The organism is Planococcus sp. SE5232, assembly GCF_050686535.1.
In the GTDB taxonomy this organism is placed as follows: domain Bacteria; phylum Bacillota; class Bacilli; order Bacillales_A; family Planococcaceae; genus Planococcus.
In genome coordinates, this window is sequence record NZ_JBOGCP010000003.1 from 223,002 (window position 1) to 248,472 (window position 25,471).

Genomic DNA, 25,471 nt, shown 5'->3' on the forward strand with positions numbered 1-25,471 from the left:
TGCACCTTCTCATAATGGGTATTCACGAGGATTTGGGAACATTGAATTTTAAAGACTTGAAACTGTTAAGCTCAAGTAAATTTTACGTAAATAATAGCACAACAAAGTCTATTCTACTCCAATAACCTAGAAAATGACAGTTTAAGGTATTTTCAGAATATTGGCTGGGTTGATTTCAGCGAACAAGAGCAGGCTCATACAGCATAGAAAAAAGCCACACTCCACTTAGGGTTGCGGCAATGCAGGGTCCATATCGTATAGGACGACATGAGTACCCCTTTAAGTTCCCTGGTTAATCCCTTAAAAAGTCATCCATCGCTTCAATAGCCAATTCCATCGACTTAATCCGCCTCTCCAGAAGTGTCCGCTGAGGACTGCCAGGCTCAGCTTTGGTGTGCATGCTTTCTATAGAAGGCAATAATCCTGCCAGCACATCCCGGGCTTCCGTCATTTCTTCCTTGCTATAGGAATTAGGCTTTTCATGCCAAACCGTTTCCAAAACGGCCAATCCGATGTCAAATGCTTGGAGCCGTTTTTCGATCAGTCTTGTACTAGCGCCTTTTTCCTTCATCTGTGCCAATGCTTTTTCGGATTTCCGGATGGTCGATTGGAAAGATTTTATTGATTCCAGTTGAACGGCAGCGGGTACGGACTCCATCGTATTTCTCCTCCTTTCATCCTTAATTTCGTATGCCGGTTTTAAGAGCACAAAATTTTTTTCTTCTATCATAATAAAAAACGAAGCACGGTAATTTCGACTATCACTAAAAATCCTCCTGCTTATGGGCAGGAGGATTCATGGAAGGAATTTTAAAACAGGACTGTGGCCATTAGAGTTGAATTATACCGAAGTACAAAAAAGGTTTCCTTCCATTACCGAATAGCGTAGCAGTCCACCTAGTTTTTCACAATAAAACATGAAAGAACTATACGATTCTTCCCTTATTTAAATTCACGATCCACAGGTCCTCCCCATTTCAGCTCGATGTTCTCGCTTTCCATCTTATATAAATGCGTTAATAACTCATCCATATTCCCAGAACGGATTTGATGGTAGAATTCCTTTTTCATTTCTTTAATATATTCATTTCTGCTGAGCTTGTCGCTGTCATCGTGCGGTGCAAGATCTTTCTCGTATTTGCTCAGTTTCACCAAATCCTCTTCATCGAAGTGGTAGCTGTCTTTACCAACTTTTTTAATAACAAACGGGAAATCCTTTATAATCTCCTTCTTTTTATTCTTAAACGAAAAATGGTTGTGTTTAATCGAAGATATATCATGTACGAAAATAGTCTTCTTCACCACATTCACCCTTTCTTTTATCCCTCTCTTTTAATGATAGAATGCATAAAATAAATGTCAATTCTAAATTTTCTGATCATTAAACGGTTTTTTATCACGTTTCTGCTTTTGAGCACTAGTTCAATATCGATAAAACACAAAAGGAACCCTCCGGCCCTTAAGCCAGTCGGATTCCTTAAACATTCCTTCATGATCAAATCAAAGCCGCTTCCCGCTCTTCCATCACCTTCCGCCATTTCACAACTTCGCGCGCTTCGATCTGTTTCTCCAGCGTTTCATCCCAGCTGCTGTTCAGCGTATTCCAAACACGGGCATAGAAAATGTCCTGCTTTTGGTCGTAGAGTTGAAATTCGATGCATGGAATATGGACCGTGTCCTGCTCGATGCATCCCGTAATGCCGGTGATGAGCGTTTGAAAGCTTTCTTCCCCGAGATTCGATCCTTCCTTGGAAAGAAGCTGATACATGCGGTCCTTGTTCAAGCTGCCTTTGACGGGATAGCGGTAAATCGGAAGCGTGTCTTCTGCCTCTGGAAACACGTCATCTGCCGCCAACCGGTAGTCGTCATGGACGGCGCTGTAAGCAATGACCGTTTCACTTCCCGGCATCTCTTCTTCGAAAATCCCTTTGCCTAGGTAGTCATAGCCTTTGGCTGTCAGCTTATAGCCCTGCTTTTCCAGCCCAATCAAACCCGTACGCTGCATCTTGCCGATCAAGTCACTGATGAACAGTTCCTCCACGAACAGCATATCGGATAGAGTGGCAGCGCGGCGGATATCGGCCTCCTGAAAAGCCAGCAGCAGCATCTTCATCAAAATATCCATCTTCAGCCGTTTGACCCGGTCAAAACTGACGTCGTATAAAACGGCCGGCAGCTTCCATCGTTCTTCGTTGATAATTGCCACATCCGGATCTCCCGCTACAGTCGCCCGCAGCTCTTCCATCTGCTTGTCCAACTCCTCACCCCCTGCTGTTCTCTAAGGTCTTCAACCCATTTTTCTTTTTCACGACTTCTAACACGTGCCGGTACATTTTTCTCGTTTCCGGCTGTTTGGCGCGTTCTGTGAACATCTTGGAACTGCCCACAAGCACCAGCAATTCCTTGGCACGCGACAACGCTACGTTCAACCGCCGGTAATCTTTCGCAAAGCCGATATCGCCATGCTTGTTTTGGTTATTGCGCACCATGCTGAGTACGATGATGTCTCGCTCACTTCCCTGGAAACGGTCGACCGTCCCAGTCCGGACAGTCAGATGCGGCAGGCGCAGTTCCTGGTCGATCATGCGCTGAAGACGCTTGACCTGTTCACCGTAAAAGCTGATGACCCCGATGCTCTTCTGCTGGTCCGGATGGATTCTTCCAGCTTGCTTCGCTTCTCCAGCCGCTTCATTCAAGTCCACCAATAACGAACGGATTTCCTGAAGTTCCCCTGCATTATACAAACTTTTCCCGCCGCTCATCCGCTCTTCAAAATAAGCGGATTCATTCGGCAGGTCCAGCCACATGAGGTGATTGCTGCGTTTCACAGTGCTCGACTCCAACAGATGGTCGCGCTCCCGGTCGGAATCCGCGATGCCGCATTGCAGCTGATCCTTTTCCATTCTATAGAATGGCGCAATGGTTTCCATGATGTCTTCGTGCATCCGGTATTGGATGGCAAGCATCGTCTTATTGGCAGCCGGCAGATTTTTGTAGAGCCTCTCAAACAACGACTCTTCCAACAGCTTCTCGAGCTCTTTCTTTTCTTCGAAACCATTGTCTTCATCGATCATTTCCTGCAGTGTTTCTTCCAATGTATCGTTGCCGAGAAGCGGCGGCAATTGATGATGGTCCCCGACCAAAATGATTTTCTTGCCCTTCAGCATCGGCAGCAACAGTTCCGGCGGCGTGGCTTTTGATACTTCATCGATGATGACCACATCAAATTCCGGGTAGTTGTCGATGAAATCCTTGCGCGCCGAAGCGACACACGTCGTTCCGATGACATTGGCGTGCTTGATATACAGTTTCCGGATCTCGTCCAGATCGTGTTCGTTTGCCCCTGCCAATAAATCCAGCCATTTCTTCTGTACCGACTGCAGCAACGGCAGGTTCTTCATTTCCTGCTTGAGCGATTCTTTGGTGAAGGACAAACCGGCGAGTTCTTTTGCTGCCTGTTCAAATTGCCGCTCCACGTCGGAAGATAGGATGCCGCGTAAGGCAATCAGCTCTTGTTCGCGGTCCGCGATCGCCGCTTCCACTTTCTTGATTTCATTGTCGATAGCAGCGATTCTCGCTTCCGTTTGTTCAAGATCTGCAGTCTTTTGGATGTGTTCAGCTTGATGTTCTGCTATCCGCTGTTGTGCCTCATCAAAAGAAGCTTTCTGTTTTTCCAGTTCGGCAAGCTCTGTTTTAAGCCCGCGGATCGCCGCTTCGATATCGTCCGGAAGCTCTGCCGCACCGGGCATTTCCCGGTAGCGCTGTTCAAGCGGAGCCATCTCTTCTTCGTGTTTCTCCTGCTTTTCGAGCCATTTTTCGTCCCACAACCGGTATTGCTTCTGCTGCTTGACGAGCTGTTCACACAAAACCCGCTTCAAATCCTGGAAAGCCCGCTTCGATTCTGCTGCATAGACATCCAAGGATTTAAGCTTGGCGCCTCTGCTCCACAGATTGTTTTGCCGTCTGTACAAACCGGCAAGCGCTTTTTTCAGCACTGCCGCATCCGTCCGCTGGGCGCTTTTCAACAGCGTGCGGAGCTTCTCCAAATACTCGTCGATTTCTGCAGAGGTATAGGCACCATTCTGTGTTAGCGCCTGCTGCTTGAAATCGGCGAAGGAAATGCCGGTGGGCGCCAATAATTTCTCAAGATAGGAAATCGCAGCCGTGACGAGTTCGTTGTATTGATTGAGCTTGCCCCATTCCTCCATGTTTTCGCGGTTCGCTTCCAGCCGGTTGATCAAATAAGTCAAAGAAGGAACTTCCTCGACCCGCTGCTCTTTGATCACTTGAAGCAAGCCGTCGATTTTCTTGATGCTGTCCATGTTTTGGACGGCCTTTTCTTTCTGTTCAATGATGTCCGCCATTTGATCGCGTCTTTCCGTAATCACAGCGAGTTCCTGTCTTTTTACCGACAGGTCCTGCTGAAGCCGGTTCAAACCGAGCGCGCGCTGAAGCACGTTGAGTCGCTGCTGGATAGCTTGCTGCTGTTGCTGGAACCAATCACCGGTTCCTTTGCTGTCAATAAAGATGGAAACCTGGTCGATCCGATTTGCAAGTTTCTGCAGCTGCTGTTTCGTTTCCTGGCTTTCAGTTCTAGCCTTATCTTTCTGGAGTTCGCATGTCGCCAATTTCATCTGCTCTTTTTCAAGCAGCTTTTGAATGGCTTGCTGCTTGCTCTGCGCTGCTTTTTTCTCTTCAACGGCTGTTTCTAAGCGTTCATAGACCGGCTGCAGTTTTAAAGTAGCCTGTTCATTGGCTAAGATTTCGTTCTTCAATTCCGGTTCGCGTTTTTCACGCATTTCGTATTGCTCGGTGATTTCTGCCAGCGTATGGTCTTTCCAGTACTGCCCAACATTTTCTTCGATGAATTTCTTGCCTTCTTCTTCGATGCTTTCAGTCCGTCCGACACGCAAAATCCGAATGTCTTTATTGGCAAGCAGACGGCCGAGTGCGTTATCGACTGCCAGATTCGATTGTGACGCAACCAGCGTCCGTAAGCCTTTCCGGGCATTCTGCAGGCAAATTTCGGAGATGACCGTGGTTTTCCCTGTTCCCGGCGGTCCCTGGATGACATACAGATCCTCAGCGGCCATTGCCCCTGAAACCGCTTTTTGCTGGAATTCGTTCAACCGGTTATGGAAGGATAATTTTTCTAAAGGCTGGAGCGGCTTGACCGGTGGTTTTTCCTCGAACAGGATCCGGTCCAGGTTCGGATTGACCGCAAGCCCTTTTTCCAGATTGGCGAAGCCCTTGCGCAGCCGCCTGATTTGGCTCAAAGCCGCAAAATTGCTGAAAACCACTTCTTTTTTATCGAGCGACAACCCTTTTTCACGGAGCTGTTTGATGATATAACTTTGCAGTTCCACTTCCACCGTTCGGTTCGCCGCTTTGATGACTGTGCCGATGTCGCCTTGGATGCCAGTGAGCCGGACGGTCAGGTTTTTCAATGACTTCCATTCTGTGTCTTTCAGTTGGCAGCCCTTCAACGTGATGCGGCTGAAATCATGGCTGAACGACAGATTGGAATAACCCGTTTTGATATCCGGGATGTCCATCCCGCGTTCCTGGATCTTCAAATAGCCTTCCCAGCTGCCGATCCGCTTTTTGATATAATCCGAACTGTCCTTGGCTGGCGTCATCCGGTTGACGAGGTTGATCAACGAAACTGGAGCGGGATCACGCGAGCGGTCGAACACCATGTATTCCTCGCGCTGCCAATTGGTTCCGAGCGCCTGATAGGATTTCCGCAGTGTTAGATTGGTGATCAGCAAATTGTGATTCGTGAAGACGCCGTGCAGAACAATCGCCCCTTGCAGGTCTTTTCCGGCCAGCCGGACGTTTTCTGTGCTGTCCAAGATCAACGCGACCGAAAGTTCGCCATCCGCGTTTGACGGGTAACGTTCGATAAACACCTTGAATGCTTTGTCCGCAACAAAAAACGAGCGTTCGCTGATTCCGAACCCTCCCATTTTTTCCATAGCCGTCTTGGTCAACCGTATTGAAGTTCTGATTGTTGCTGTTTGTGCTTTAACCATCTAATCACCTGTTCTTTTAAAGCTGAAGAATTTTCAAACCGGCTCATTCCGCCTGATCTGTTTTCATCTAATCATATCATCTATTGGTGGGAATTAGCTTTAAAAGTTGTGATTTTCTGCGAATATATGTTCGTTTTTAATAAAGTGAATTGACGAGCATCGGTTTTAAGAAATCGTTGCAGATGGACGCTTGCTTATCAGTAGTCAAGAATCTTTTTCATCGACCTTTCGTGAGGACAGAAGAACCAATGGCTGCTTTCCGTTTCGGCGCTCGCTTTCCGCGGGCCCGGCTTCTGCCGCTTCCTTCGCGTTGCTATCACAGATATCCAAAAAGATTTTTCATGATTGATAATAACGAGATATATAATGATTTTGGGATACTTCCAGCAATGAAGTAAACTTCTCTTTATTATTTGTTAAAGTTCCGAAAGATTTCGTATGGACTCCTAATCACTAACTACTATAATTCGATGGAATCAACGGATTTCATTGAAAGAAAAATCTTAATGGATGCTTGAGTGTATATAAGCCTACTGGTTTTGAAAGTATTCCATTAAATCTTCACTTGCTTCTCGGCTTTCTTCGGACAAGTGATGTTCAACTACTATCTTCCGATTAGTTCCCCAAATCATAAATCGGTGACTCTACAGAGCGTTTGTTGCGATTCGCGTTTTAACTCCATAAGATGAGAAGTCTGCGGAGGGGAAACAATGGATACTCGTAAAGTGGGAGAATTAATATATCATTTGCAGAAAGGAAAAGAACTGACGTAGAAACAAATAGCGGTTCAGCTGAATCTGTCGGATCGAACAATTTCAAAATGGGAACGCGGGCATAGCTGTTCGGACGTCGCCCTACTGTCCAGCGCGGTATTCAGAGTCAATATCGAAATATTCTCGATGGTGAATTGCCATCGAATGAATTTATAGGAGGAAATATGAAAAAAACAAATTATTTCGTCTGTCCATCATGCACCAATATTGTCCTTACAACCGGAGATGTTACGCTGTTGTGCTGCAGCAGAAATCTGGAGGCGCTGGAAGCGAAGAAAGCAACAACCGAGGAAAACTGACCTTGACTGAAAGCGATCAGAAATGGTTCATCTCAAGCGACCATCCGATGACAAAAGACCATTATATCTCGTTCCTCTCTTTTGCGACGGGCTATCAGGTCCAGCTGTTCAAACAGTTTCCTGAATAGGGCATTCAAACCCGCATCCCGAAACGCAAACATGGGAAGTTGCTGTGGTATGACACGCAGTTCGGGTTATATTACCAGCTCGTGTGACCCAGCGAATAAATAGAACACTTATCCATAGTGAATGACAGGATTTTTTATAAGAATGCCCTTTTAGAAATTAACCGATCTCAAAGAGGGCATTCTACTTTATTCTATTCAGGTGAAATTCACTAGTGGATATTGTTATTTTAACAGGGATAAATTAATCGAAAATATTTATTATGCCTAATGGAATATTACTATAAATTGGAATATAATAGCGGTATAAATTAGTTTTATCTTTTTAGTGCTCCAGATGAGCTCCTATCATTCAATAGCTTTCCGATTCTTTGGTGCCCTGTCTTCATTTGTAAATAGACCATTTTCTTTCTGTTTCATTGATTGGACTCCAACACGTTTATGCTAATCAATTAACTATAAAGGAGGTTATACAAATGGCGTCACCACAAACCATCACCAATCCTCGAAGTGGCCAAAGGATGATTTTCCGAAAAACTGCAGAAGACACGAACGGAGCTTTTCTTGAAATTGAAGGCTTTAACCCGCCGTCCGACGAAAAAGAACCGGAACACATTCACCCGAAACAAGAAAGTTCCGCAGAAGTACTTTCCGGGTTCTTGCACTTTTCGATTGATGGCAAAATCCAGATCGTCGGTCCAGGTGAAAAAATAACAATTCCAGCAGGCGTGAGACATTTCTTTTGGAATGAAGGTCCCCTCGAAGCTCATTCCATTCAGTACTTTTATCCTGCAGGAACGATGGATCGTTTTTTGAAGTCCTATTTTGCATTAGCCAAAGCCGGAAAGCTGAACAAAAACGGATTACCCCCTCTGTTGGTGGTAGCCCGTCTCGGATTGAAGCATCAAAATGACATCCGTCTTGTCAAACCACCATGGTTGATGCAAAAAATCCTATACTTGGCCTTGGCGCCCGCAGGAAAAATTCTAGGTGTTCCTACTGAATATGAGTAGCTGCTCTTAGACATCTAATCACTCAGTAATGTGCTCTGAGTGATTAGATGTTTTCATCTCATCATATTATCTATTGGTGGAAATAAGGTCAGAAGTTTTAAACTAAGTAGGAACATTCGTTGATTTTTCCCATTAGCGAATTACAGAAGAGAAGGATTTTTTCTAAAGTTTTAGTGAAGAAATCCAATTTGAATATCTATTCAGATAATTAATGATAAACTGAAAGAAAACTACGAGGAGTATGCCAAATGGAGACAGATCAATTGATGCTCACCACGAAATGGCAAGGGGATTTTGTTTTCTCGGCAGTCGGGCAAGGCGGCCATACGCTGACGATGGATGCGCATAAAGGAGTCGGCAACGAACAAGGCCTTTTGCCGATGCAGGCATTGCTTGGCTCACTTGCAGGATGTGTCGGTATGGACGTCGTCATGATTTTGCGGTCGAAGATGGAAGAGATTCGTTCTCTCGAGATCATCACCGAAGGAGAAAAACGGCGCAACCCACCTAAAGAGTTTCTGTCCATTGTAGTGACCTTACATATTGAAGGTGATATTGCCGCAGAAAAAGTGCTGCATGCCATTGAAGTGAGTGGAGAAAAATATTGTCCTGTCGCCCACTCACTCAAAGCGGATGTCCGCTACCGGCTCATGCTGAATGGTGAAGAAGTCGCTGCTGACTAGCGGCTTTTTTTATAGCATGGAATAGGCTGATTAAGCCCAAGTATCCGGCATAATTTCTAACCCGGATTGGGTATACTATACCAAACGAAATTCAGGAGGTTGTTGAACATGGCGCATCCACCCAGCAACAGAATCGATTCTGCTTCAAGAGTGATTGCAGCAACACCGAAAGCCATCTATCAGGCATTTATGGATCCTGAAGCTTTGCGTTCCTGGCTCCCACCTAAAGGAATGTCCGCTCATCTCGATGTGTTCGATCCTCGTGAAGGCGGAACTCATAAGCTGACGCTGACGTACGAAACCGATCATTCAAATCCCGGCAAAACCTCGGACCATACCGACGTCTCCCAAGGGAGATTTCTTGAACTGGTTCCCGACGCGAAAATCGTGTTGGCCGGCCAGTTTGATTCTGAAGATCCAGCATTTGCCGGCGAGATGATCCAAACCTGGTATTTGGAAGCTGTGTTGGAAGGAACAAAGGTCACCATCGTTTGTGAACATGTTCCTGAAGGGATCCGGAAAGAAGATCATGACGATGGTTTAGCTTCCACACTTGAAAACCTTGCCCAGTTTATTGAGATATAGACTGGGCAAACTCTGCTTCTCTAATGAAGACAAATGAAACCATAAGAATCATTTTTGTTTTCTTTATCTTTTTTAAAAAACCGAGCCGCCCCACCCAGATCATCCTGGATAGAGCGGCTCGGTCCCTTTTATTGATCGACTACTGCTTTTGCGTCTTGTGACTTTTTTAAAATGATTTCAAGTTCTTCCAGTGACTTGCCTTTTGTTTCAGGAATGAACTTCCAAACAAATAAAGCGGAAAGGATGCTCATCACGCCATAGATTCCGTAAGTCATCGCGCCGCTTACTTCCATCATCGGTGGATAAGTTGATGAAACGAAATAATTAGCGGCCCACTGGAATGCAACGGCAATCGCCAATGCCTGCCCTCTGATTTTGTTCGGGAAGATTTCAGACAGCAAGACCCAGACGACCGGACCCCACGACATCATGAACGAAGCCGTGTAGATGATGATGAAGACCAAAGTGGCGGTGCCAATCTGCTCAAAGTATGCAAGACCTGCCACACCGAACATCCCGATGGTCATCCCGATGGAACCGATGATCAATAGCGGCTTGCGGCCGACTTTGTCTACAGTGACAATCGCGATGATCGTGAAGATGACATTGACCAAGCCCATGACGATGGTTTGGAAGAGTGAAGCATCGCGCCCAGCGCCCATGCTTTCAAAGATGCGCGGTGCATAATACAGCGCTACGTTGATGCCGACAAACTGCTGGAACACCGAAAGCAGGATGCCGATGACGATAATTCCTCTACCGTAGGCAAAGAGTTTTTCCTTCTTGTCGTCGAAGGAATTTTTTATTTCATATAAAGTGGCTTTTGCCATAGTGGTATCGTACGTTTTCAGTAAAACACCCATTGCTTTGTCGTCTTTGTGCTGAGACACGAGATATCTCGGTGTTTCCGGAACGAAAAACAACAACAGGAGAAACAGAAACGCGGGAATCGTTTCAGAAGCGAACATGTATCTCCAGCCGAGATCATTGATCCATTCCAAGGTCTGGCCTCGAGCGATTCCCCAGTTGACGAAGTAGACAACCAGCATGCCGAAAATGATGGCGAATTGGTTTAAAGAAACAAGGCGGCCCCTCAATTTCGGAGGAGCGATTTCCCCGATGTACATGGGAGCGACTGCCGAAGCCAGGCCGACGCCGATTCCACCGATGATCCGGTAAAAGTTGAACGTTGCCAGCAAAGCGATAGACGGCTCACCTGGTGTGAAGAACAAAAACTCAGGATACGCAGAGCCAAGCGCGGAAACCAAAAATAAAAATGCGGCCACAATCAATGTGTATTTCCGGCCAATGCCTGCAGAAAAATATCCTGATAAAACTCCCCCGATGATACAGCCAATCAATGCACTGGATACCGTCAACCCGTGGATAAAGGAACTGAGCCCCAGGCTATCGGTGAAATAGGCCTGCAGCGAGCTTTCTGCACCAGAGATAACGGCCGTGTCATAACCGAACAAAAGACCTCCCAGTGTTGCTACTAAGGTAATACCAACGATGTACAAAAGCTTAGAATTATTCATTTGGCTAGCAAGAGCAGCATCACTTCCTGCTCTCTCCTCCTCTCAATCTGTAAGCGTTATCAGTATTGTAGCAATACTCCAATACTTAGTGCAATGATTAAACTAAGTTTTCTTTAAATTTTTATTATTTTGGAATAAATGTTTCTGAGATCTCGTTAGCCCGCTCAGTTTTTACAGCTTTTATGTCAGCGATGTAATATCCGCAACTGATCATGAAGCTCCTAGTTTAACGCGGATGCTTACAGGTAATAGGGAAACAAAGGCTGTTTCTGCGAAACAGGGCAGCCGGAAGCTGGGGGGCTTCGCATGCCGAAAACAAAATGGTTTTTGTTCCTGTACAGCGTTGTTCTTATTCTGATCATTCTGTATCTGGCTGCCCGTATGCCGTTTCTTCTTTATCCGTTCCGTGTCATTTTTTCGACTATCGCTCCAACTGTCATCGTTGGGGGCATCCTCTATTATATTTTCCGTCCGCTCGTCGGGTTGCTGGAAAAGCGGATGGGCCGTGTAACGGCTATCCTGTCGATTTTCTTTTTCTTCACCCTTGCCGTCTTCCTTCTTGGCAGTTGGCTTGGCCCTTTATTGTTAAGCCAAGTCATGACTTTAGTCGATAATTTCCCCTTCATTGTCGGGCGTGTACAAAGCTGGATCAATTGGGCGCTGCAAAGTGACTGGTGGCAATATATTGAAGAACAAAGCGTCATGCCGGCGCTTCAGCCATCCACATTGACCGAGAATTTCTCTACTACCTTTTCTGATCTCGGATCTGGAATCCTTAGCTTTCTCGCCAGCTTTATCAGCATATTAGCCAAACTGGTCATCGTCCCCTTCATCTTGTTTTTCCTGTTGAAAGACGGTGAGCGTCTGCCAGACCGTTTCCTCAAGATCCTTCCTCAGGATTCACGTGACGAAGGGCGGAAAATTCTCCAGGATATGGACGAAAACTTAAGCGCCTATATTCAGGGACAAGCGATTGTCAGCTTGTTTGTCGGTGTGCTTAGTTTGATCGCTTATATGCTGCTCGGCTTGGAATATGCCGTCATCCTTGCCCTTGTTTCCATGTTCACTAACCTGATCCCGTTTCTCGGACCGTTCATCGGTGCGATACCGGTATTGATCGTGGCTTTTTTCCAGGAGCCGCTGCTCGCCTTCTGGACGGCCGTCGCCATCTTGGTCATCCAGCAATTGGAGAGCAATCTCATATCTCCGAATGTCATGGGTCATAAACTTGAAGTGCATCCCGTCACCATCATTTTCCTTCTCTATATCGGAGGAAGTTTTGCCGGAATCATCGGGATGATCCTCGTCATTCCTGTCTATGCGGTCGGCAAAGCCATCGTACAGAATCTATACCGCCTCATCCGGTTGAAGTACCCGGCGCTCCGTTGAAAACCAGACTGCTTGTTTATATGTGTTTGTTCAACACAAAAAGGCTCTCTTTGAAATCCATTGATTTCAAAGAGAGCCTTTTTTAGTTATCCTTTGCTCGCCTGATCGCGCTTCACGATCTTATCGCTCACCTGCTGGCCGCTGAGCGTCACCATCGGCATGCCGCCGCCAGGATTGACGGTCCCTCCGACGAAATAAAGATTGTCGTAGAGTTCGCTTTGTTTTTTATGCTTGAAGCCGCCGTTCCTCTTTTTATCGGAAACGGTTCCGTAGATGGCTCCGCGGTCCGAGCCATAGGTGCGTTCAATATCATGCGGCGTCCAGACGTCGCGTGTCACGATATTTTCGCGCAATCCATGCAAGCCCATGCGTTCCAGCTTGTCGAGCACGACTTCTTCAAACTCCCGGTATTCTTCGGGTGTAAACGGCTTGTCCTGTATATAAGGGATATGCGGCAAAATCTTGATATTCTCATGTCCAGGCGGCGCCTGGGTCGGATCGGTTTTATTGACATTGACCAGATAAATCGTCGGATCGTCCGGCAGCTCGTGCTTTTCGAACACTTTGTCCATCTGTTCACGCAAGTTCTCCGAAAAGAAGAAGTTATGGTGATTCAGCATCGGATAGGTTTTCTTGACGCCCAGATGGAGAACGAGGCCGGAACTTGAAGGCTCATACTTCTCCACGAGTTTCGTGACAAACTTCTCATCCGCGTCCACCATTTTCTTGTAGAACGGAATAACTTCCATATTCGATACATAATAGTCGGCGGTCTTGAACGACCCATCTTCCAGTTCGATGCCCGCGATCTGCTTGTCCTGATTGGTATGCGCCCGGACCACGCCCATGCCGGTATGGATTTGAACGCCTTCTTCGCGCGCCAGCTTCTCTAAGCCTTCCGCCAGTTTATGCGTTCCGCCCTGCACGTACCAACAGCCTTGCGCATGCTGCATGTAGATCATCATGTTGAGGACGGCAGGGGCGCTATAAGGAGAAGAACCGACGTATTTGACGTAATAAGACAGCATATCCCGCAGATGCGGATTGCTGATGCGTTTTGAAATCGCGCTGTACATCGTCGAAGTCAAATCGAATCCGATCAAGGTCGCAAGGATCCCATTTTGCGCAACCGCTTCTTTCGGCGACTCAAAGCCTTCTTTCAAATAGCTTCGTTCAGTCGTCTTGTAAATCCGCTGTGCGTATTTCAATAAAGAGAAATACTCTTTCATATCCCCGTGGGACAACGCAGGATTCGCCCGCTCCATCAAATAGAGGTCATGGTACAGATCCAACACCGTACCATCTGGAAAGAACGAACGCCATTCCAGATCGAGCCGCTTAAGTGTAACGTAATCCGCCATCCGCTTGCCGCTTCCCTGGAACAATTTATCGAAAATATGCGGCATCGTTAAAATCGACGGGCCCAAGTCGAAACCGAAACCATCTTGCTCGAGACGATTCACTTTTCCGCCGATGTGACCATTCTTTTCATATAAAGAAACCGCGTACCCTTTTTGCGCAAGGGAAATAGCCGCGGATAACCCACCGAGTCCTCCCCCGATCACGATTACGGATTTTTTAGGATTCACCATGTATGTACCGCCTTTCTTCTCCAAAGTGATTTTTCATGATGTATTCAAAAAGCACCAAAAGATCTGCATCCCATTTATAATTCCCTAGCCAACCGCTTTAAAAACTTTTTTTATATAGTTTTTGTATAATTTTTATACATACTTTATTATAGAAGCAGAATTGTCTGAATGTCCACATTGAAAGACTTGATTAGGCAATGTTGATAGTACTTTTTAAAATAAAAACCACCCTTCCGGCAATCAGCATGCATTTCAATAAAATAAGCCTAAAGAAAAATTCCATACAGGAATTTTCAACCTGCCAGCGAATACTATCCAGTAGACTAATCGAACTGGAGGAATGGCGGATCATGAAAATGAAGACAAAGCTGAAATCGAAACTGTCGCGGACGTTTTCCAGCAATTTCACGAAGGCCTACCAGAAATTCACCATGAGCCATATGGAAGAAAACAAAAACTTGCCCGAGGCCTTTTTGCAACATCCCTTGTCCAAATGTAAAGTGGCCCTGATTTCGACAGCCGGTGTTCACTTGAAATCGGACAAACCGTTTGATGTGGACAATCCTGCCGGAGATCCTTCGTTTCGGATCATCCCATCAGATATTACAGAACAGGAGCTGACAGTCACACATATCTATTTCGATACCAAGTTCGCCAAAATCGATCCGTCCATCGTCTTCCCGCTCCAGCAGCTGAAAAAGGCAGCAGCGGACGGGAAGGTTGGAACGGTTTCCGAAATCAATATCGGACTGAACGGCGGAATCCTCGACACGACTATTGCGGAAAAAGACTTTATCCCGAAAGTCGTGGAACTCTTCGATAACCAAGGCATTGATGCAGCGCTCCTGGTGCCTGGCTGAGGATCCTGCCATAACGTGCTTGGGCTGTATGCCCGGGCTTTAGAAGCTTCACATATCCCAACAGCCATGATCACCTTGTTTCCGGAAATCACGGACAAAGTCGGTGCTCCGCGAACACTTGAGGTGCCTTTCAAAATGGGCCGTCCGTGCGGTGAACCGTTCGATTTTGAAACGAGGAAAAGAGTACTGGACCAATTGCTCGAACTGCTCACGCTTCCATCCGGTACAAGGGCAATCTATCAGGACAAGTCATAAGGAAGAGGGAACGAGGCTTAAGTTGACGCTCCCAACAAAAAAGGCGGTGCCAACAACTCACTGAGTCGCTGGCACCGCCTTTTCTATTTATTACTGAAGAATTAATGGCCGAAAAGAGACAACAGACAAACCGTTTAACTCGAACACTTGCCTGTTGGCAGATCCAGTATTACAATCTCCTCTCTCTTATCGAACTCTTACTTCTTTTTTGGTTTCTTTCTTTTTAATCAGACCCATTCCCATTTCTCTCGCTTCCAGGTTGACCGCTTTGATCAAACTGAAAGTCATCAAAACAATAACCATGGAAAACGGAAATGCCACGATAATCATGGTATTCTGCAATGCCTGCAGACCACCTGAATAGAGAAGGACAAGCGCTGTAGTAGATAGGAAAAAGCCCCAAATCATTTTAATCCGAACGCTCGGGAAAAGTGATCCATTCGATGTCATCATTCCAAGAACGTACGTACCTGAATCAGCAGATGTAACAAAGAAAGTGACGATGATCATAATGGTCAAAATCGACAAAGCCAGACTGAATGGATACTGCTCCAGCAAGCCAAAGAGCGAAGCTTCTGTCGGTAATGAGGAAAGTGCCACAGCACCTGTGTTTTCTCCTGAAATCGCCGCAGTCCCGAATGTCGAGAACCAAATGAATCCGATAAGCGAAGGAATCAACAAGACGTAAACGACAAATTCCCGGATGGTTCTGCCTCTTGAAACCCGGGCAATGAAAATGCCGACAAACGGCGACCAGGCAATCCACCAAGACCAGTAAAAGATGGTCCAGCCATTGATCCATTCGCGGCCTTGCTCATTAAATGGAGCCAAGCGGAAACTCATATTGACGAATGTCTGGACATAAGCGCCAAGAGTGTCCGTGAACAAATTCATGATCAACAAAGTCGGCCCGAAGATCAGTACACAAATGAACAGGACAGCCGTCAATCCCATATTGGCGTTGCTTAAAATCTTGATCCCTTTGCTCAGGCCGGTTGATGCTGAAACTAAAAACAAAACCGTCAGCACAAGAACGATGACAAGCTGCATCAAGAAACTTGCTGGAACGCCAAACAGGTAGGTCAAGCCGCCGTTGATTTGGGCAGTACCGAATCCAAGGGTAGTCGCTACTCCAATAACTGTTGAAACAACCGCTATGATATCGATTGCTTTTCCGATGAATCCGTCAACGCGGTCGCCCAATAGCGGGCGCAATGTCTTGCTGATTAATCCGAGCTCCCCTTTTCTGAACGTAAAGTAAGCGACGGTCAGTCCGACAATTCCATAAATAGCCCATGCGTGGATCCCCCAATGGAAAAACGTGTACCGCATGGCGTCTTTTGCTGCCTCGTCGGTTCCCGTGATCCCAGTTGGTGAACTGATTGCAAAATGGCTAAGTGGTTCAGCGGTTCCGTAAAAAATCAAGCCAATGCCGACACCGGCACTGAAAATCATCGCAACCCAGGTCGGGCGTGAAAACTCAGGCTTTTCATCCTGTTTTCCAAGTCTAATCTTACCAACCGGGCTGAATAAGAAATACGCACAAACTGCTACAAAAAACGTAACAACCAATAAATAATACCAGCCAAAATGCGTGGTGATGAACGCCTGCATATTGCCGGTCATTTTTTCCAGCGTATCTGGCATGGTGATGCCGAACAAGACAAGCACCAGCATGATCGCCACTGAACTAAAAAATACTCCTGAAACTTTTTTCATCTTAATGTATAGCTCCCGTCTAAAATTATTTGCGGCGGGTTTACTTCTATTGGACTACACATATGTATCATGCAAAACCAATACAACTTATTTTTTATGAAGCAATCGCATTTAACCCATTAAACTGTTCAGGTCTGCTAACTGACCTGTACCGTCTTCCACTTAACTAGTTGTTTTAAAACCTTGTCGAACCGGCCTATTCCTAAGCTTATTCATGCTGGGAACGAGCGGTATTTTGTCAGCCAAAACCGTCCTTTTCCGCTTCCGTGTCACTTTTTTTTCTGAGTCAACAATCAATTATACACGATTTTCATCAAAATTTCAGCTGAACTAGAAAAGTGAAGCTTCATGCACCGAATGGTTCTGACAAAAAAAGAAGGTAGAACCCCTTGTGCCTTTGGGTTTCCGTTCCTTCCTCACCGAACCAAATAAATCATTAAAAAAAATTATTAGTTCCGGATATCTTGGGAAGTTGTGGTCGCCGAACTCCCCTCATACCGATTCATCCACCCGGAGCTAAAAACTATTAAAGATGTTTTCAACGGACTATAATTCAAGTAGTCAGACAATTACAGAAAATGAGGAGGATATTTGTGGACAAAACAGCGGTTGAGACATTATTCGTTAATCATTTTGTAGACGGCATTTTAGATCCCGGAAAAGAAATGCTGGGACCCGTGAAAGACGGCGGAACGATTATCGCCAATACGGCTCCGGGTTGCTGGGGACCCATGATCACCCCAAGCATCAAAGGCGGCCATGAAGTGACGAAACCGGTTTATGTGGAGGGGGCGGAACCTGGAGATGCTATCGCCATCCGAATCCAATCCGTTACCGTGACTTCACAGGCCACCGCTTCCGGCAATGATAAAATGATTGAAGACCGCGCAGACGGTGACGGCTACGTAGCAGCCAAATGTCCCGAATGCGGCACAAAGAATCCCGAAACCGTCATTAAAGGCATCGGCATGGAAGCCATACGCTGTGCGAATTGCGGAGCGGACGCTACTCCGTTTGTCTTCACCAACGGCTATACCATCTTCTTTGGAGAAAAAGGCGATGTCGGCTTGACCTTGCCGCAGGAATCTGCCGAAACCATTGCTCGTGACGGACGTACATTTATGAAAACACCAGAAGCTTCTGTACAGAATCCAGTGGTCACATTTGCGCCGCACGACCTGGTCGGCACAATGGCCCGCATGCGTCCGTTCCTCGGCCAATTGGGGACGACGCCATCACGTCCGACACCGGATTCCCATAATGCGGGTGACTTTGGTTCGTTCCTGGTCGGTGCCCCCCATGATTTCAAGAGCACGCAGGAAGAATTGGAGACCCACCGGACAGACGGACATCTGGACGTCAACCGGGTGCGTGCCGGTGCTGTGCTGATTTGTCCCGTGAAAGTTGCCGGGGGCGGCGTTTACCTCGGCGATATGCACGCCATGCAAGGCGATGGGGAAATCGCTGGGCACACAGCCGACGTTTCCGGCATTGCTCATCTTCAGGTCCACGTTTTGAAAGGCTTGAATATCCAAGGGCCGATCCTGTTGCCGAATGTGGATGACCTGCCTTATACAGCGAAACCTTTCACTGCGGAAGAAAAACAATCCGCACAGCAGATCGCCGACACGTGGAACGTCACGAAAATCGAGAAGTCCTATCCCGTTTCCTTTATCGGCTCCGGACCGAATTTGAACGATGCCACGGAAAACGGTCTGGAACGTGCCGCAGATTTCTTCGGTGTGACCGTACCCGAAATCATGAACCGCTCGACCATCACCGGCGCCATTGAAATCGGCCGCCACCCGGGCGTCGTCACCGTCACTTTCCTGGCGCCTGAGCAGTATTTGAAGAAAACCGATTTGCTGGAGTTGGTAACAACCCAATACGGAGAATGAAAACAACCGCCATTCCGGAAAAGGAATGGCGGTTATCTTTGTATTGGGTTGTGCTGCTGCAGTCAACTTCCACCTAGCAGTGCGCTGATAGTGCTTGGATTGCTTGGAGTGATGGATGATTGCAGCATCCCCGATTAAAATGCTGGACGATAAGCCGTAAGCGGAATCTCTTCGTAAGCTTCCGGATCCAACTGTTCGACGGAACCGTCTGCGACCCCTTCAATGATTCCGGAAAGGCCGCGTTCAACCGATTTGACCAATTGCCCTTTTTCTTTTTGCCCCAGGCTCTGTGTCTGCCCTCTTACTTCAAACAAGACGGTGCCGCTGCCATTCAAAGCGTAGCTTCCGAGTGCTGTTCCGGGAAGGTCAAGCCCTTGCGAATAGAGTGAGATGTTGGTGAATTTCGACTCGCCGTAGGACTGAAGTTCGTTGTATGCCAACAAGTTCAATTGTCTCGAGAAATCGTAATCGTAGTTGTCGGCATACTCGGCATACTTCGCGCCTTCAGGAGTGGATGGATCCGGAACAAATTGTGCCGACAGGGAAAGCGTTACAGGATCAGCTGTGCCATCGACATAGTAAAGGCCCTGGTGGTGCAAGTCGACAAAGACGTCCACATTGCCGAACTCTTCCTGCAGTGAGGTGTAGACGTCACGGGAAGTCTGCGCTTCCGGTGTGATGAACCATCCCGGCTGGTTTGAAGCTCCTGGGAAGTCCTGTGCTTGCGGCACATACTCAAGATCCGGATTGAAATCGCGGTTCACGTCAAACCCGGGATTGGCGCCGTAATCATAGTTTTGGCTGATGCCGCGGTCCAAGTAGTTCCACGAAGGCGTTGCGCCTGCCAATTGAGGGAAGCTTTCCAGCGTCTCACTCCACGTTAGGCTGTTGCGGCGCTTATCCGCTTCCGAAGCATCGGGATTCATCATCGGCATGAAAACGACCGTCACTTCTTCACGGATAGCACGTGATTCCTTTGAATTATTGGATAAGGTTTTCAATAGATTGAGAATCGCGACCGTTCCTGTTTTTTCGTTGCCATGGATTTCACTTTGGACAAGAAGCACCTTGTCTCCCGTACCGACCCGTGCAGTATAGTTATCCAAACCTTCATGAGACTGCCCGGCCACATCCAATTGAACTGTTCCTTTGCTGGTGGCTGCAATTTGCTTCAGACTTTTTTGCAGCTCCTGGTAATCGATAAATCCGGAAATGCCATTATCATGATGATGCTGCGCTGGTTTCGTTTCATTTTCCACCGCATATACCGGCATTGCCAATGCTGTACACAAACTTAATACCCCAACTGTACCCGCCCATTTTCTTTTCAAAAATCCCCACTCCTTCTGTTTTTTTACTTGTAGCTAACACGCTCTTTTGAGGGCCTTTCGATTCTCCTTTTTTCAAGTCTTTTACTTTGCTCAAAAACAGCTTAGCAATAAAATAAAAAATAGTAAATATATTTAGAATATTCAATTCTTTAGTAACAGACGCCCTTAATTTCGTTAGAATTTCTTATACCAATAGACATGTATTGACCTGTATATTTCGACCCACCAAATACCTTACACAAATAAAACCACCTTTCCGAAGAAAGATGGTTTCCGACTGGTGAAGCAACTTCAATTCCCTGCGAACTACAATAATTAGCCGCAATTAGGTATGGTGACGATTCAGAGATGATGGCTGCGGCGCAAAATAATGCACAGTCGCATAGTTAAACGATTCCATCAAAAAGTCCCTCGCCGCTTTGCTGATGTCCGCGTTCGGGTTGGTGATGTCAAAGCCGTGGTAAGCGCCTTTATAGATCCTGAAGTCGACCGGAATGCCTATAGCTCTTAAATTCTCCACATAGCGGATCGTCTCATCCCGGAACGGTTCAAGGTCTCCGACGAACGTGACAGCCGGCGGCAAATTTCGGCAATCGACCGCGCGTCCTGGAGCTGCATAACTCGGCACATTCCGTCCATATAGATCACCAAGATACAGTTTCCAGCCCCAGCGATTGGTAGCTGAATTCCAGACATAAGCGTTATTTTCTCTGGCAGATTCCGATAGCATCCGGTCATCAAGCATTGGATAAAGCGGCATGTGAAACGCCAAGTGAACATCTCCTCTATCACGCGCAAGCAACGCCACTGCCACCGTCAATCCACCACCAGCACTTTCACCTCCCGCCATCAACTGATCTTCGCAGATGCCTAATTCCTCTGTATGGTTTTTCATCCACACCAAGACCTTGTAGCAATCGTCCAGCGCCGCCGGGTAAGGTGCGTCGATCGACAGGCGATAATCCGGTGCCACAATGACGCAATCGCTCGTATCGATCAAACGTTTATACATATCCCCGCTCATCTCCGGAACGCCCTGTGCATAGCCGCCGCCATGCATCCACAGCACTCCCGGCAACTCTTTTACAGTGGCACGCGGTTTGTAGATCCGTACACGAATTGAAGACCCGTCCCCGCGGCTCACCCATTCTTCACTGCAATCCAAGCCCTCCACATCTTTTCCTTTAAAGCGCTTGTCCATCTGCTCTTTCGAGTTGTGCATCGACTGGATAAATTTTTCTTCCGACGATTTCGTCACCAGCCGGTCCAGCAGCATCCCCCTGAACCTCAATTGCTTATTGACCATTTTGCGCGTTACTTTCAATGCGAATCCCCCTTTCAGTTCTGCAATAGCGAAAACTCAATTCCTTCTATTTCATGAAGCTATAAAAATAACCTACTTCTCACTATCAACTTTGAGAAAGTAGGTTTTGATTATAAAAATTATATGCAATAGACAATCATTGTTCGGCATCAGTCTCTCTACTTCTATTATACCGCTAACAACACCTTATTTACAGACTATTCTTGCTCTAATCTCTGCCTTATACTAGTAGACAAAGCTACAGAACAGGAGGCAGATCCGTATGGATGAAAAAAAAGGTATCTTAGACCTTGGCCCTTTCTTTCACGGAACAAAAGCGGAATTGGAGATTGGGGAGTTATTGGAGGCGCAGCACGCATCCAACTACCAGGATAGGAAATCCAATTACATCTATTTCACGGCCACCTTGGAGGCTGCTAAATGGGGAGCAGAATTAGCAGCCTCCAATTCCAAAGAAAGAATTTATCTCGTAGAGCCGTTGGGTGATTTTGAGAATGACCCGAATTTGACCGACAAGCGGTTTCCCGGAAATCCAACACGCTCTTACAGATCTAAGTCGCCTCTCAAAGTCATCGCCGAATTAGGTGCTTGGGAAAGACATTCCGAAGAAGAAATCAATCATATGCTTACATCCTTAAAGGCTTTGCGCGAGCAGGGCAAGGCAATCATAATTGATTGACCTTTTCAAAAGGACCAATTATGAAGCCAGCCGCCATTCCAAAAAGGTCTGGCGACCGGCTTTTTTTAGTGGAAAGACTTTTACAATAGTTGACCGTTCTTGGCCTATAGCGCCCGCTCTTTTCTTTTGAACAGAAGCTTGAAATCAGGTTTCCAGTCGACCCCATCTTCAGACTGTTCCCACACACTCTCTATCACATTTCCGCTTTCATCAATTTCTCCGATAAAACGCTGAAGAAAATCGAGTGGCGAAAAGTCAGCCGCCTCTCTCCACAGCTTCCAAACGCCCCCCTCAAAACTCATCTGATACAAACGCGTTACGCCACGCGTGTCAAAATAATGCTGCACGTAATTGCCCGAAGCCGAATCCCAGTCATAGATGACCGTACTGCTCGGAAATTCTGCTTTATCTATGTGCGTGCGCTGGATGATATACGTTTCATCCAGCCATTCAAATTTTGTTTCACCGACAATCGGATTCGGCTGAAGATGCGGATGGGTCACTTCCACTGTCCACGTGCCGATGAAAAAGCCAAGCCGTTCCATCATCTCTGTGCGAGTTCCTGGTTTCATAAATGACACCCTTTCACTTTTTTTAAAAAGCAGCAAAAGCATATTCTTATATATGTTCTCTGCGTGTGGTCTATTTCCTACAAAAAAGCTTATTTTTAATTTTAAATCAGTGTAGCTTTTCTAATTTTCGTTTCGTTGATGTGAGTATTTTTAACGCCTGGGATGGCGAAGTGATAGCAGATACTTGAATTTCTGTTAGCGAAAAAAGTTGCCATTCCAAAAAGGAATAGCAGCTTTTTTTATTCAGAAGATCTTCTTAGTCCAGTTCAGCCAACTTCAAAACACTCGCTAATAGCACATTCGCACCAGTCTTGATGTCAGCTGGTTCAGCGAATTCTTTCGGGTTGTGGCTGACACCATGCAGGCAAGGAATAAAGATAAGCCCAGAATCCATGACGGCAGCCAGTGAATTGGCGTCGTGGTTCGCGCCACTCATCATGACCCGGTATTCCAGTCCAGCTTCCTTGCATACCCGCTTTACAGTCGCAACTATCTTTTCCGATAAATCGGATGGATACTTTTCGATATTCGGCTTGATGCTCACTCTGTGGTGAGTCGTTGCATAAGCCGTAAACCGGTCCGCTATTTCGCGCATGAATTTTATATTCGTCCCCCTGATTTCAAGGGTGAAGTCCACTCGTCCCGGTACGACGTTCGCTAAATTCGGATGGACATACAGTTCACCGACAGTCCCGACATTCGGTTCGTCAAACGACTTGACGATATGCTCAAATTCCAGCAGGATTTTCGCCGTACTGATCAATGCGTCTTTTCGATCTCTCATCCCGGTAGTCCCGGCATGCGCAGCTTCTCCGTGGACCGTGACGTCCAGCCGCTTGATGCCGGCAATCGCATGGACAATTCCGATAGGCGCATCTTCAGTCTCCAAATTTCTCCCCTGCTCGATGTGGAGTTCCAAATAATCGCTGTAGCGTTCTGCCCCGTACGACTCTTCGATTTGCTGAACGCTGAAAGGCGTACTTTTCAACCGTTCGTTAAAATCATCGTCAATCTGGATAGTTCCGCAAAACGTGCGGCTGCCGAACGTACCGCCCAAAATATTCGATTCTTCACCGCGGAATGAAGCGGCTGTCACAGGTCTCTTTAACGGCGTGCTATTTTCAGCAAGCGTAATCAACAACTCCAATCCCGCAACGACACCAAGCGCGCCGTCATATTTCCCGCCGTGTTTGACCGTATCCAGATGCGATCCGATCAGAATGCCGTTATCACTTTCGGGACCCACAGTTCCGAATACATTGCCGATGGCATCGCGGTGCGTTCGAATCGAATACTGCTGACATTTTTCGACGAACCAGTCCAATGCCGCTTGTTCCTGCTCCGTATAAGCCAGGCGTGTGATCCCTTCACCTTCCGAAGTGATTTGGTTCACTTCCTCCAGCATTGCCAGTAACCGTTCATTGTTCACTTCCACCTTGAATTACCTCCCCACTCATTCATTTGGTTTTACAAATCGGCCGAAAGCCCATACTTCTACTCCCATCAAATGCCAATACACCGATTGCGATCTGACAAATCCTTAAGTGATAAAGTTTTCAACGCACGACCACTTTCACATTGGAGAAATTCATTATTCAAAACTAAAAGCCGGTCTCAATTCCCGATCTTCAAAGCCCCATCCTTATTCTGCAGGACAGCCAAAATACTCAATGCAGCCAGAAGGCTCGTCTTCGGATTGCTCGGCATCGGATGGTTTTCAACCTGCAGCTGCAGCTTGCCGAAATCCCCTTCCGCTTCGATGGTATGGGTATTCTGTTCAACGGCCGGATCGACGATGATGCGCACCGAAGTTTTCTCGATGCCGATCCCTGCCAATGCGAGTGTCATTGCCACATTGACGTTCTTCGGGAATTGTTCGACGGCGTCGCGTGCAGAGCCTTCGAATATCACCTTTTCTTTGTCCGCATCCATTCCGAGCGACGCCGGTGATTTCCTTGTCGTAAGCTGAACCTGCTCCAGGCCGCCAGCTGCTTTCGCCGATTGAAGGACGTCGAGTCCACCGATGGCACCGGACGGCAGATAGATTTGCGTCCCCAAAGACTCAGCCAAGGTTTTAAGTTCATCCAGGAAGCCGGCATCTTTAAAGACGCCAATGCTGCTGACGACGAGGTCTTTTTTATGGGTGACGACGTCTTTCACATAGAGCCGAGCCGCTTCCACAGTCGTGGCTTCTACGACGATATCGAGCGGCAACTTCAAAAACGCTTGAAGATCCGTGTAGAAATCGGCGCTGAACTGCTCACTCAATTGGTGGCCCATTTCCTGGTTGCGTCCGAAAACCGCAATTATTCTTCCATGAGCTTTCTGTTTGCCGTTCACCTGTTCCAATAAATACGTAGCGATATTCCCTGTTCCGATAATTCCGATGTTCATGATCGGCCTCCTCCTCTGGTTAGACGAACCTCTGTATACACTCTTTTTCTGTATTCCTACTTATTCTTTACCCGTAAATGGATAAAGGACATCTCCAAAATCAAAGGAATATTACTCTCTAGTAAGTATGAAGCCTTATTTAACACTATTGCTAATCCAGCTAAATAAACTGATTTTTATGATAATTATTTGCTATTTGAATAAAAATTCTTTATAATAGAAGTGCCTTATTGAAGGAAGTAAAATTTCATGTGAGTAAATTGCAGAACGTTCATTAGATATCCAACCGCTGAAAGCGGCGATTGCCAGGAGAAATTATAACAAGAAGGTCTTCTTTTTACTTTATGTACTATTGACGATTGTATTACGAATCTCATCAGTTGAAGAGAAAGTCACCCCCTGTTCCA

The 25,471-nt window shown here is 46.7% G+C and carries 22 protein-coding genes; 10 read left to right on the forward strand and 12 right to left on the reverse strand.

Annotation, left to right across the window (positions count from 1 at the left end; genetic code table 11):
* Positions 1-292 precede the first annotated feature (292 nt).
* From ACRC6Q_RS12305 to ACRC6Q_RS12320, 4 genes are all read right to left on the reverse strand, one after another.
* Positions 293-658: a hypothetical protein gene (locus ACRC6Q_RS12305; RefSeq protein ID WP_223635467.1), complete on the reverse strand. Its 366-nt coding sequence runs from the start codon at positions 656-658 to the stop codon at positions 293-295.
* 284 nt (positions 659-942) lie between these two features.
* Positions 943-1,302, reverse strand: coding sequence for a hypothetical protein (locus ACRC6Q_RS12310; RefSeq protein WP_431466650.1), 360 nt, complete (start codon positions 1,300-1,302; stop codon positions 943-945).
* Positions 1,303-1,495: 193 nt separating this feature from the next.
* Positions 1,496-2,257: a hypothetical protein gene (locus tag ACRC6Q_RS12315; RefSeq protein ID WP_431466651.1), complete on the reverse strand. Its 762-nt coding sequence runs from the start codon at positions 2,255-2,257 to the stop codon at positions 1,496-1,498.
* A gap of 4 nt (positions 2,258-2,261) precedes the next feature.
* Positions 2,262-6,035 (reverse strand): AAA domain-containing protein, encoded by a 3,774-nt coding sequence (locus ACRC6Q_RS12320; RefSeq protein ID WP_431466652.1) that lies wholly within the window; start codon positions 6,033-6,035, stop codon positions 2,262-2,264.
* A gap of 937 nt (positions 6,036-6,972) precedes the next feature.
* Here ACRC6Q_RS12320 and ACRC6Q_RS12325 point away from each other — a divergent pair.
* From ACRC6Q_RS12325 to ACRC6Q_RS12345, 5 genes are all read left to right on the forward strand, one after another.
* Positions 6,973-7,107, forward strand: a complete 135-nt coding sequence (locus ACRC6Q_RS12325; RefSeq protein WP_431466653.1) for a hypothetical protein — start codon at positions 6,973-6,975, stop codon at positions 7,105-7,107.
* A 2-nt stretch (positions 7,108-7,109) separates the two neighbouring features.
* Entirely contained in the window at positions 7,110-7,235 is a 126-nt protein-coding gene (locus tag ACRC6Q_RS12330) for a hypothetical protein (protein WP_431466654.1), read from the forward strand.
* A gap of 473 nt (positions 7,236-7,708) precedes the next feature.
* Positions 7,709-8,245 (forward strand): cupin domain-containing protein, encoded by a 537-nt coding sequence (locus tag ACRC6Q_RS12335; RefSeq protein WP_431466655.1) that lies wholly within the window; start codon positions 7,709-7,711, stop codon positions 8,243-8,245.
* Between the two features lie 248 nt (positions 8,246-8,493).
* Entirely contained in the window at positions 8,494-8,928 is a 435-nt protein-coding gene (locus ACRC6Q_RS12340; protein ID WP_431466656.1) for an OsmC family protein, read from the forward strand.
* A 108-nt stretch (positions 8,929-9,036) separates the two neighbouring features.
* A complete protein-coding gene (locus tag ACRC6Q_RS12345) occupies positions 9,037-9,513 on the forward strand; it encodes an SRPBCC domain-containing protein (protein WP_431466657.1) in 477 nt (158 codons plus the stop codon).
* Between the two features lie 128 nt (positions 9,514-9,641).
* Here the strand turns inward: ACRC6Q_RS12345 and xylE are convergent, their stop codons facing one another.
* Positions 9,642-11,051, reverse strand: a complete 1,410-nt coding sequence (xylE, locus tag ACRC6Q_RS12350; RefSeq protein WP_431466658.1) for a D-xylose transporter XylE — start codon at positions 11,049-11,051, stop codon at positions 9,642-9,644.
* A gap of 306 nt (positions 11,052-11,357) precedes the next feature.
* Between xylE and ACRC6Q_RS12355 the strand changes: the two genes are divergently transcribed.
* A complete protein-coding gene (locus ACRC6Q_RS12355; protein WP_431466659.1) occupies positions 11,358-12,440 on the forward strand; it encodes an AI-2E family transporter in 1,083 nt (360 codons plus the stop codon).
* An 86-nt stretch (positions 12,441-12,526) separates the two neighbouring features.
* Here the strand turns inward: ACRC6Q_RS12355 and ACRC6Q_RS12360 are convergent, their stop codons facing one another.
* Positions 12,527-14,032, reverse strand: coding sequence for a phytoene desaturase family protein (locus ACRC6Q_RS12360; RefSeq protein WP_431466660.1), 1,506 nt, complete (start codon positions 14,030-14,032; stop codon positions 12,527-12,529).
* 350 nt (positions 14,033-14,382) lie between these two features.
* Here ACRC6Q_RS12360 and ACRC6Q_RS12365 point away from each other — a divergent pair, with 350 nt between their 5' ends.
* The gene (locus tag ACRC6Q_RS12365) at positions 14,383-14,892 is read left to right on the forward strand and encodes a glycine/sarcosine/betaine reductase selenoprotein B family protein (RefSeq protein ID WP_431466661.1); all 510 of its coding nucleotides are present in this window, start codon (positions 14,383-14,385) and stop codon (positions 14,890-14,892) included.
* A 15-nt stretch (positions 14,893-14,907) separates the two neighbouring features.
* Positions 14,908-15,147, forward strand: a complete 240-nt coding sequence (locus ACRC6Q_RS12370) for a hypothetical protein (RefSeq protein ID WP_223635426.1) — start codon at positions 14,908-14,910, stop codon at positions 15,145-15,147.
* Positions 15,148-15,333: 186 nt separating this feature from the next.
* Here ACRC6Q_RS12370 and ACRC6Q_RS12375 read toward each other — a convergent pair whose 3' ends face one another.
* Entirely contained in the window at positions 15,334-16,866 is a 1,533-nt protein-coding gene (locus tag ACRC6Q_RS12375; RefSeq protein WP_431466662.1) for a BCCT family transporter, read from the reverse strand.
* A 593-nt stretch (positions 16,867-17,459) separates the two neighbouring features.
* Between ACRC6Q_RS12375 and ACRC6Q_RS12380 the strand changes: the two genes are divergently transcribed.
* Positions 17,460-18,764: an acetamidase/formamidase family protein gene (locus ACRC6Q_RS12380; protein WP_223635420.1), complete on the forward strand. Its 1,305-nt coding sequence runs from the start codon at positions 17,460-17,462 to the stop codon at positions 18,762-18,764.
* A 134-nt stretch (positions 18,765-18,898) separates the two neighbouring features.
* Here ACRC6Q_RS12380 and ACRC6Q_RS12385 read toward each other — a convergent pair whose 3' ends face one another.
* Positions 18,899-20,095, reverse strand: coding sequence for a M14 family zinc carboxypeptidase (locus tag ACRC6Q_RS12385; RefSeq protein WP_431466663.1), 1,197 nt, complete (start codon positions 20,093-20,095; stop codon positions 18,899-18,901).
* Between the two features lie 325 nt (positions 20,096-20,420).
* Complete coding sequence (locus ACRC6Q_RS12390; RefSeq protein WP_431466664.1) at positions 20,421-21,419, reverse strand: alpha/beta hydrolase; 999 nt, start codon at positions 21,417-21,419, stop codon at positions 20,421-20,423.
* A gap of 262 nt (positions 21,420-21,681) precedes the next feature.
* Between ACRC6Q_RS12390 and arr the strand changes: the two genes are divergently transcribed.
* Positions 21,682-22,098: an NAD(+)--rifampin ADP-ribosyltransferase gene (gene arr, locus ACRC6Q_RS12395; RefSeq protein ID WP_431466665.1), complete on the forward strand. Its 417-nt coding sequence runs from the start codon at positions 21,682-21,684 to the stop codon at positions 22,096-22,098.
* A 104-nt stretch (positions 22,099-22,202) separates the two neighbouring features.
* On the opposite strand, the gene ACRC6Q_RS12400 is transcribed toward arr, so the two are convergent.
* From ACRC6Q_RS12400 to nadX, 3 genes are all read right to left on the reverse strand, one after another.
* Entirely contained in the window at positions 22,203-22,670 is a 468-nt protein-coding gene (locus ACRC6Q_RS12400; RefSeq protein ID WP_431466666.1) for a hypothetical protein, read from the reverse strand.
* 256 nt (positions 22,671-22,926) lie between these two features.
* Complete coding sequence (locus ACRC6Q_RS12405) at positions 22,927-24,105, reverse strand: Zn-dependent hydrolase (RefSeq protein ID WP_431466667.1); 1,179 nt, start codon at positions 24,103-24,105, stop codon at positions 22,927-22,929.
* Between the two features lie 179 nt (positions 24,106-24,284).
* Complete coding sequence (nadX, locus tag ACRC6Q_RS12410) at positions 24,285-25,064, reverse strand: aspartate dehydrogenase (RefSeq protein WP_431466668.1); 780 nt, start codon at positions 25,062-25,064, stop codon at positions 24,285-24,287.
* Positions 25,065-25,471 lie beyond the last annotated feature (407 nt).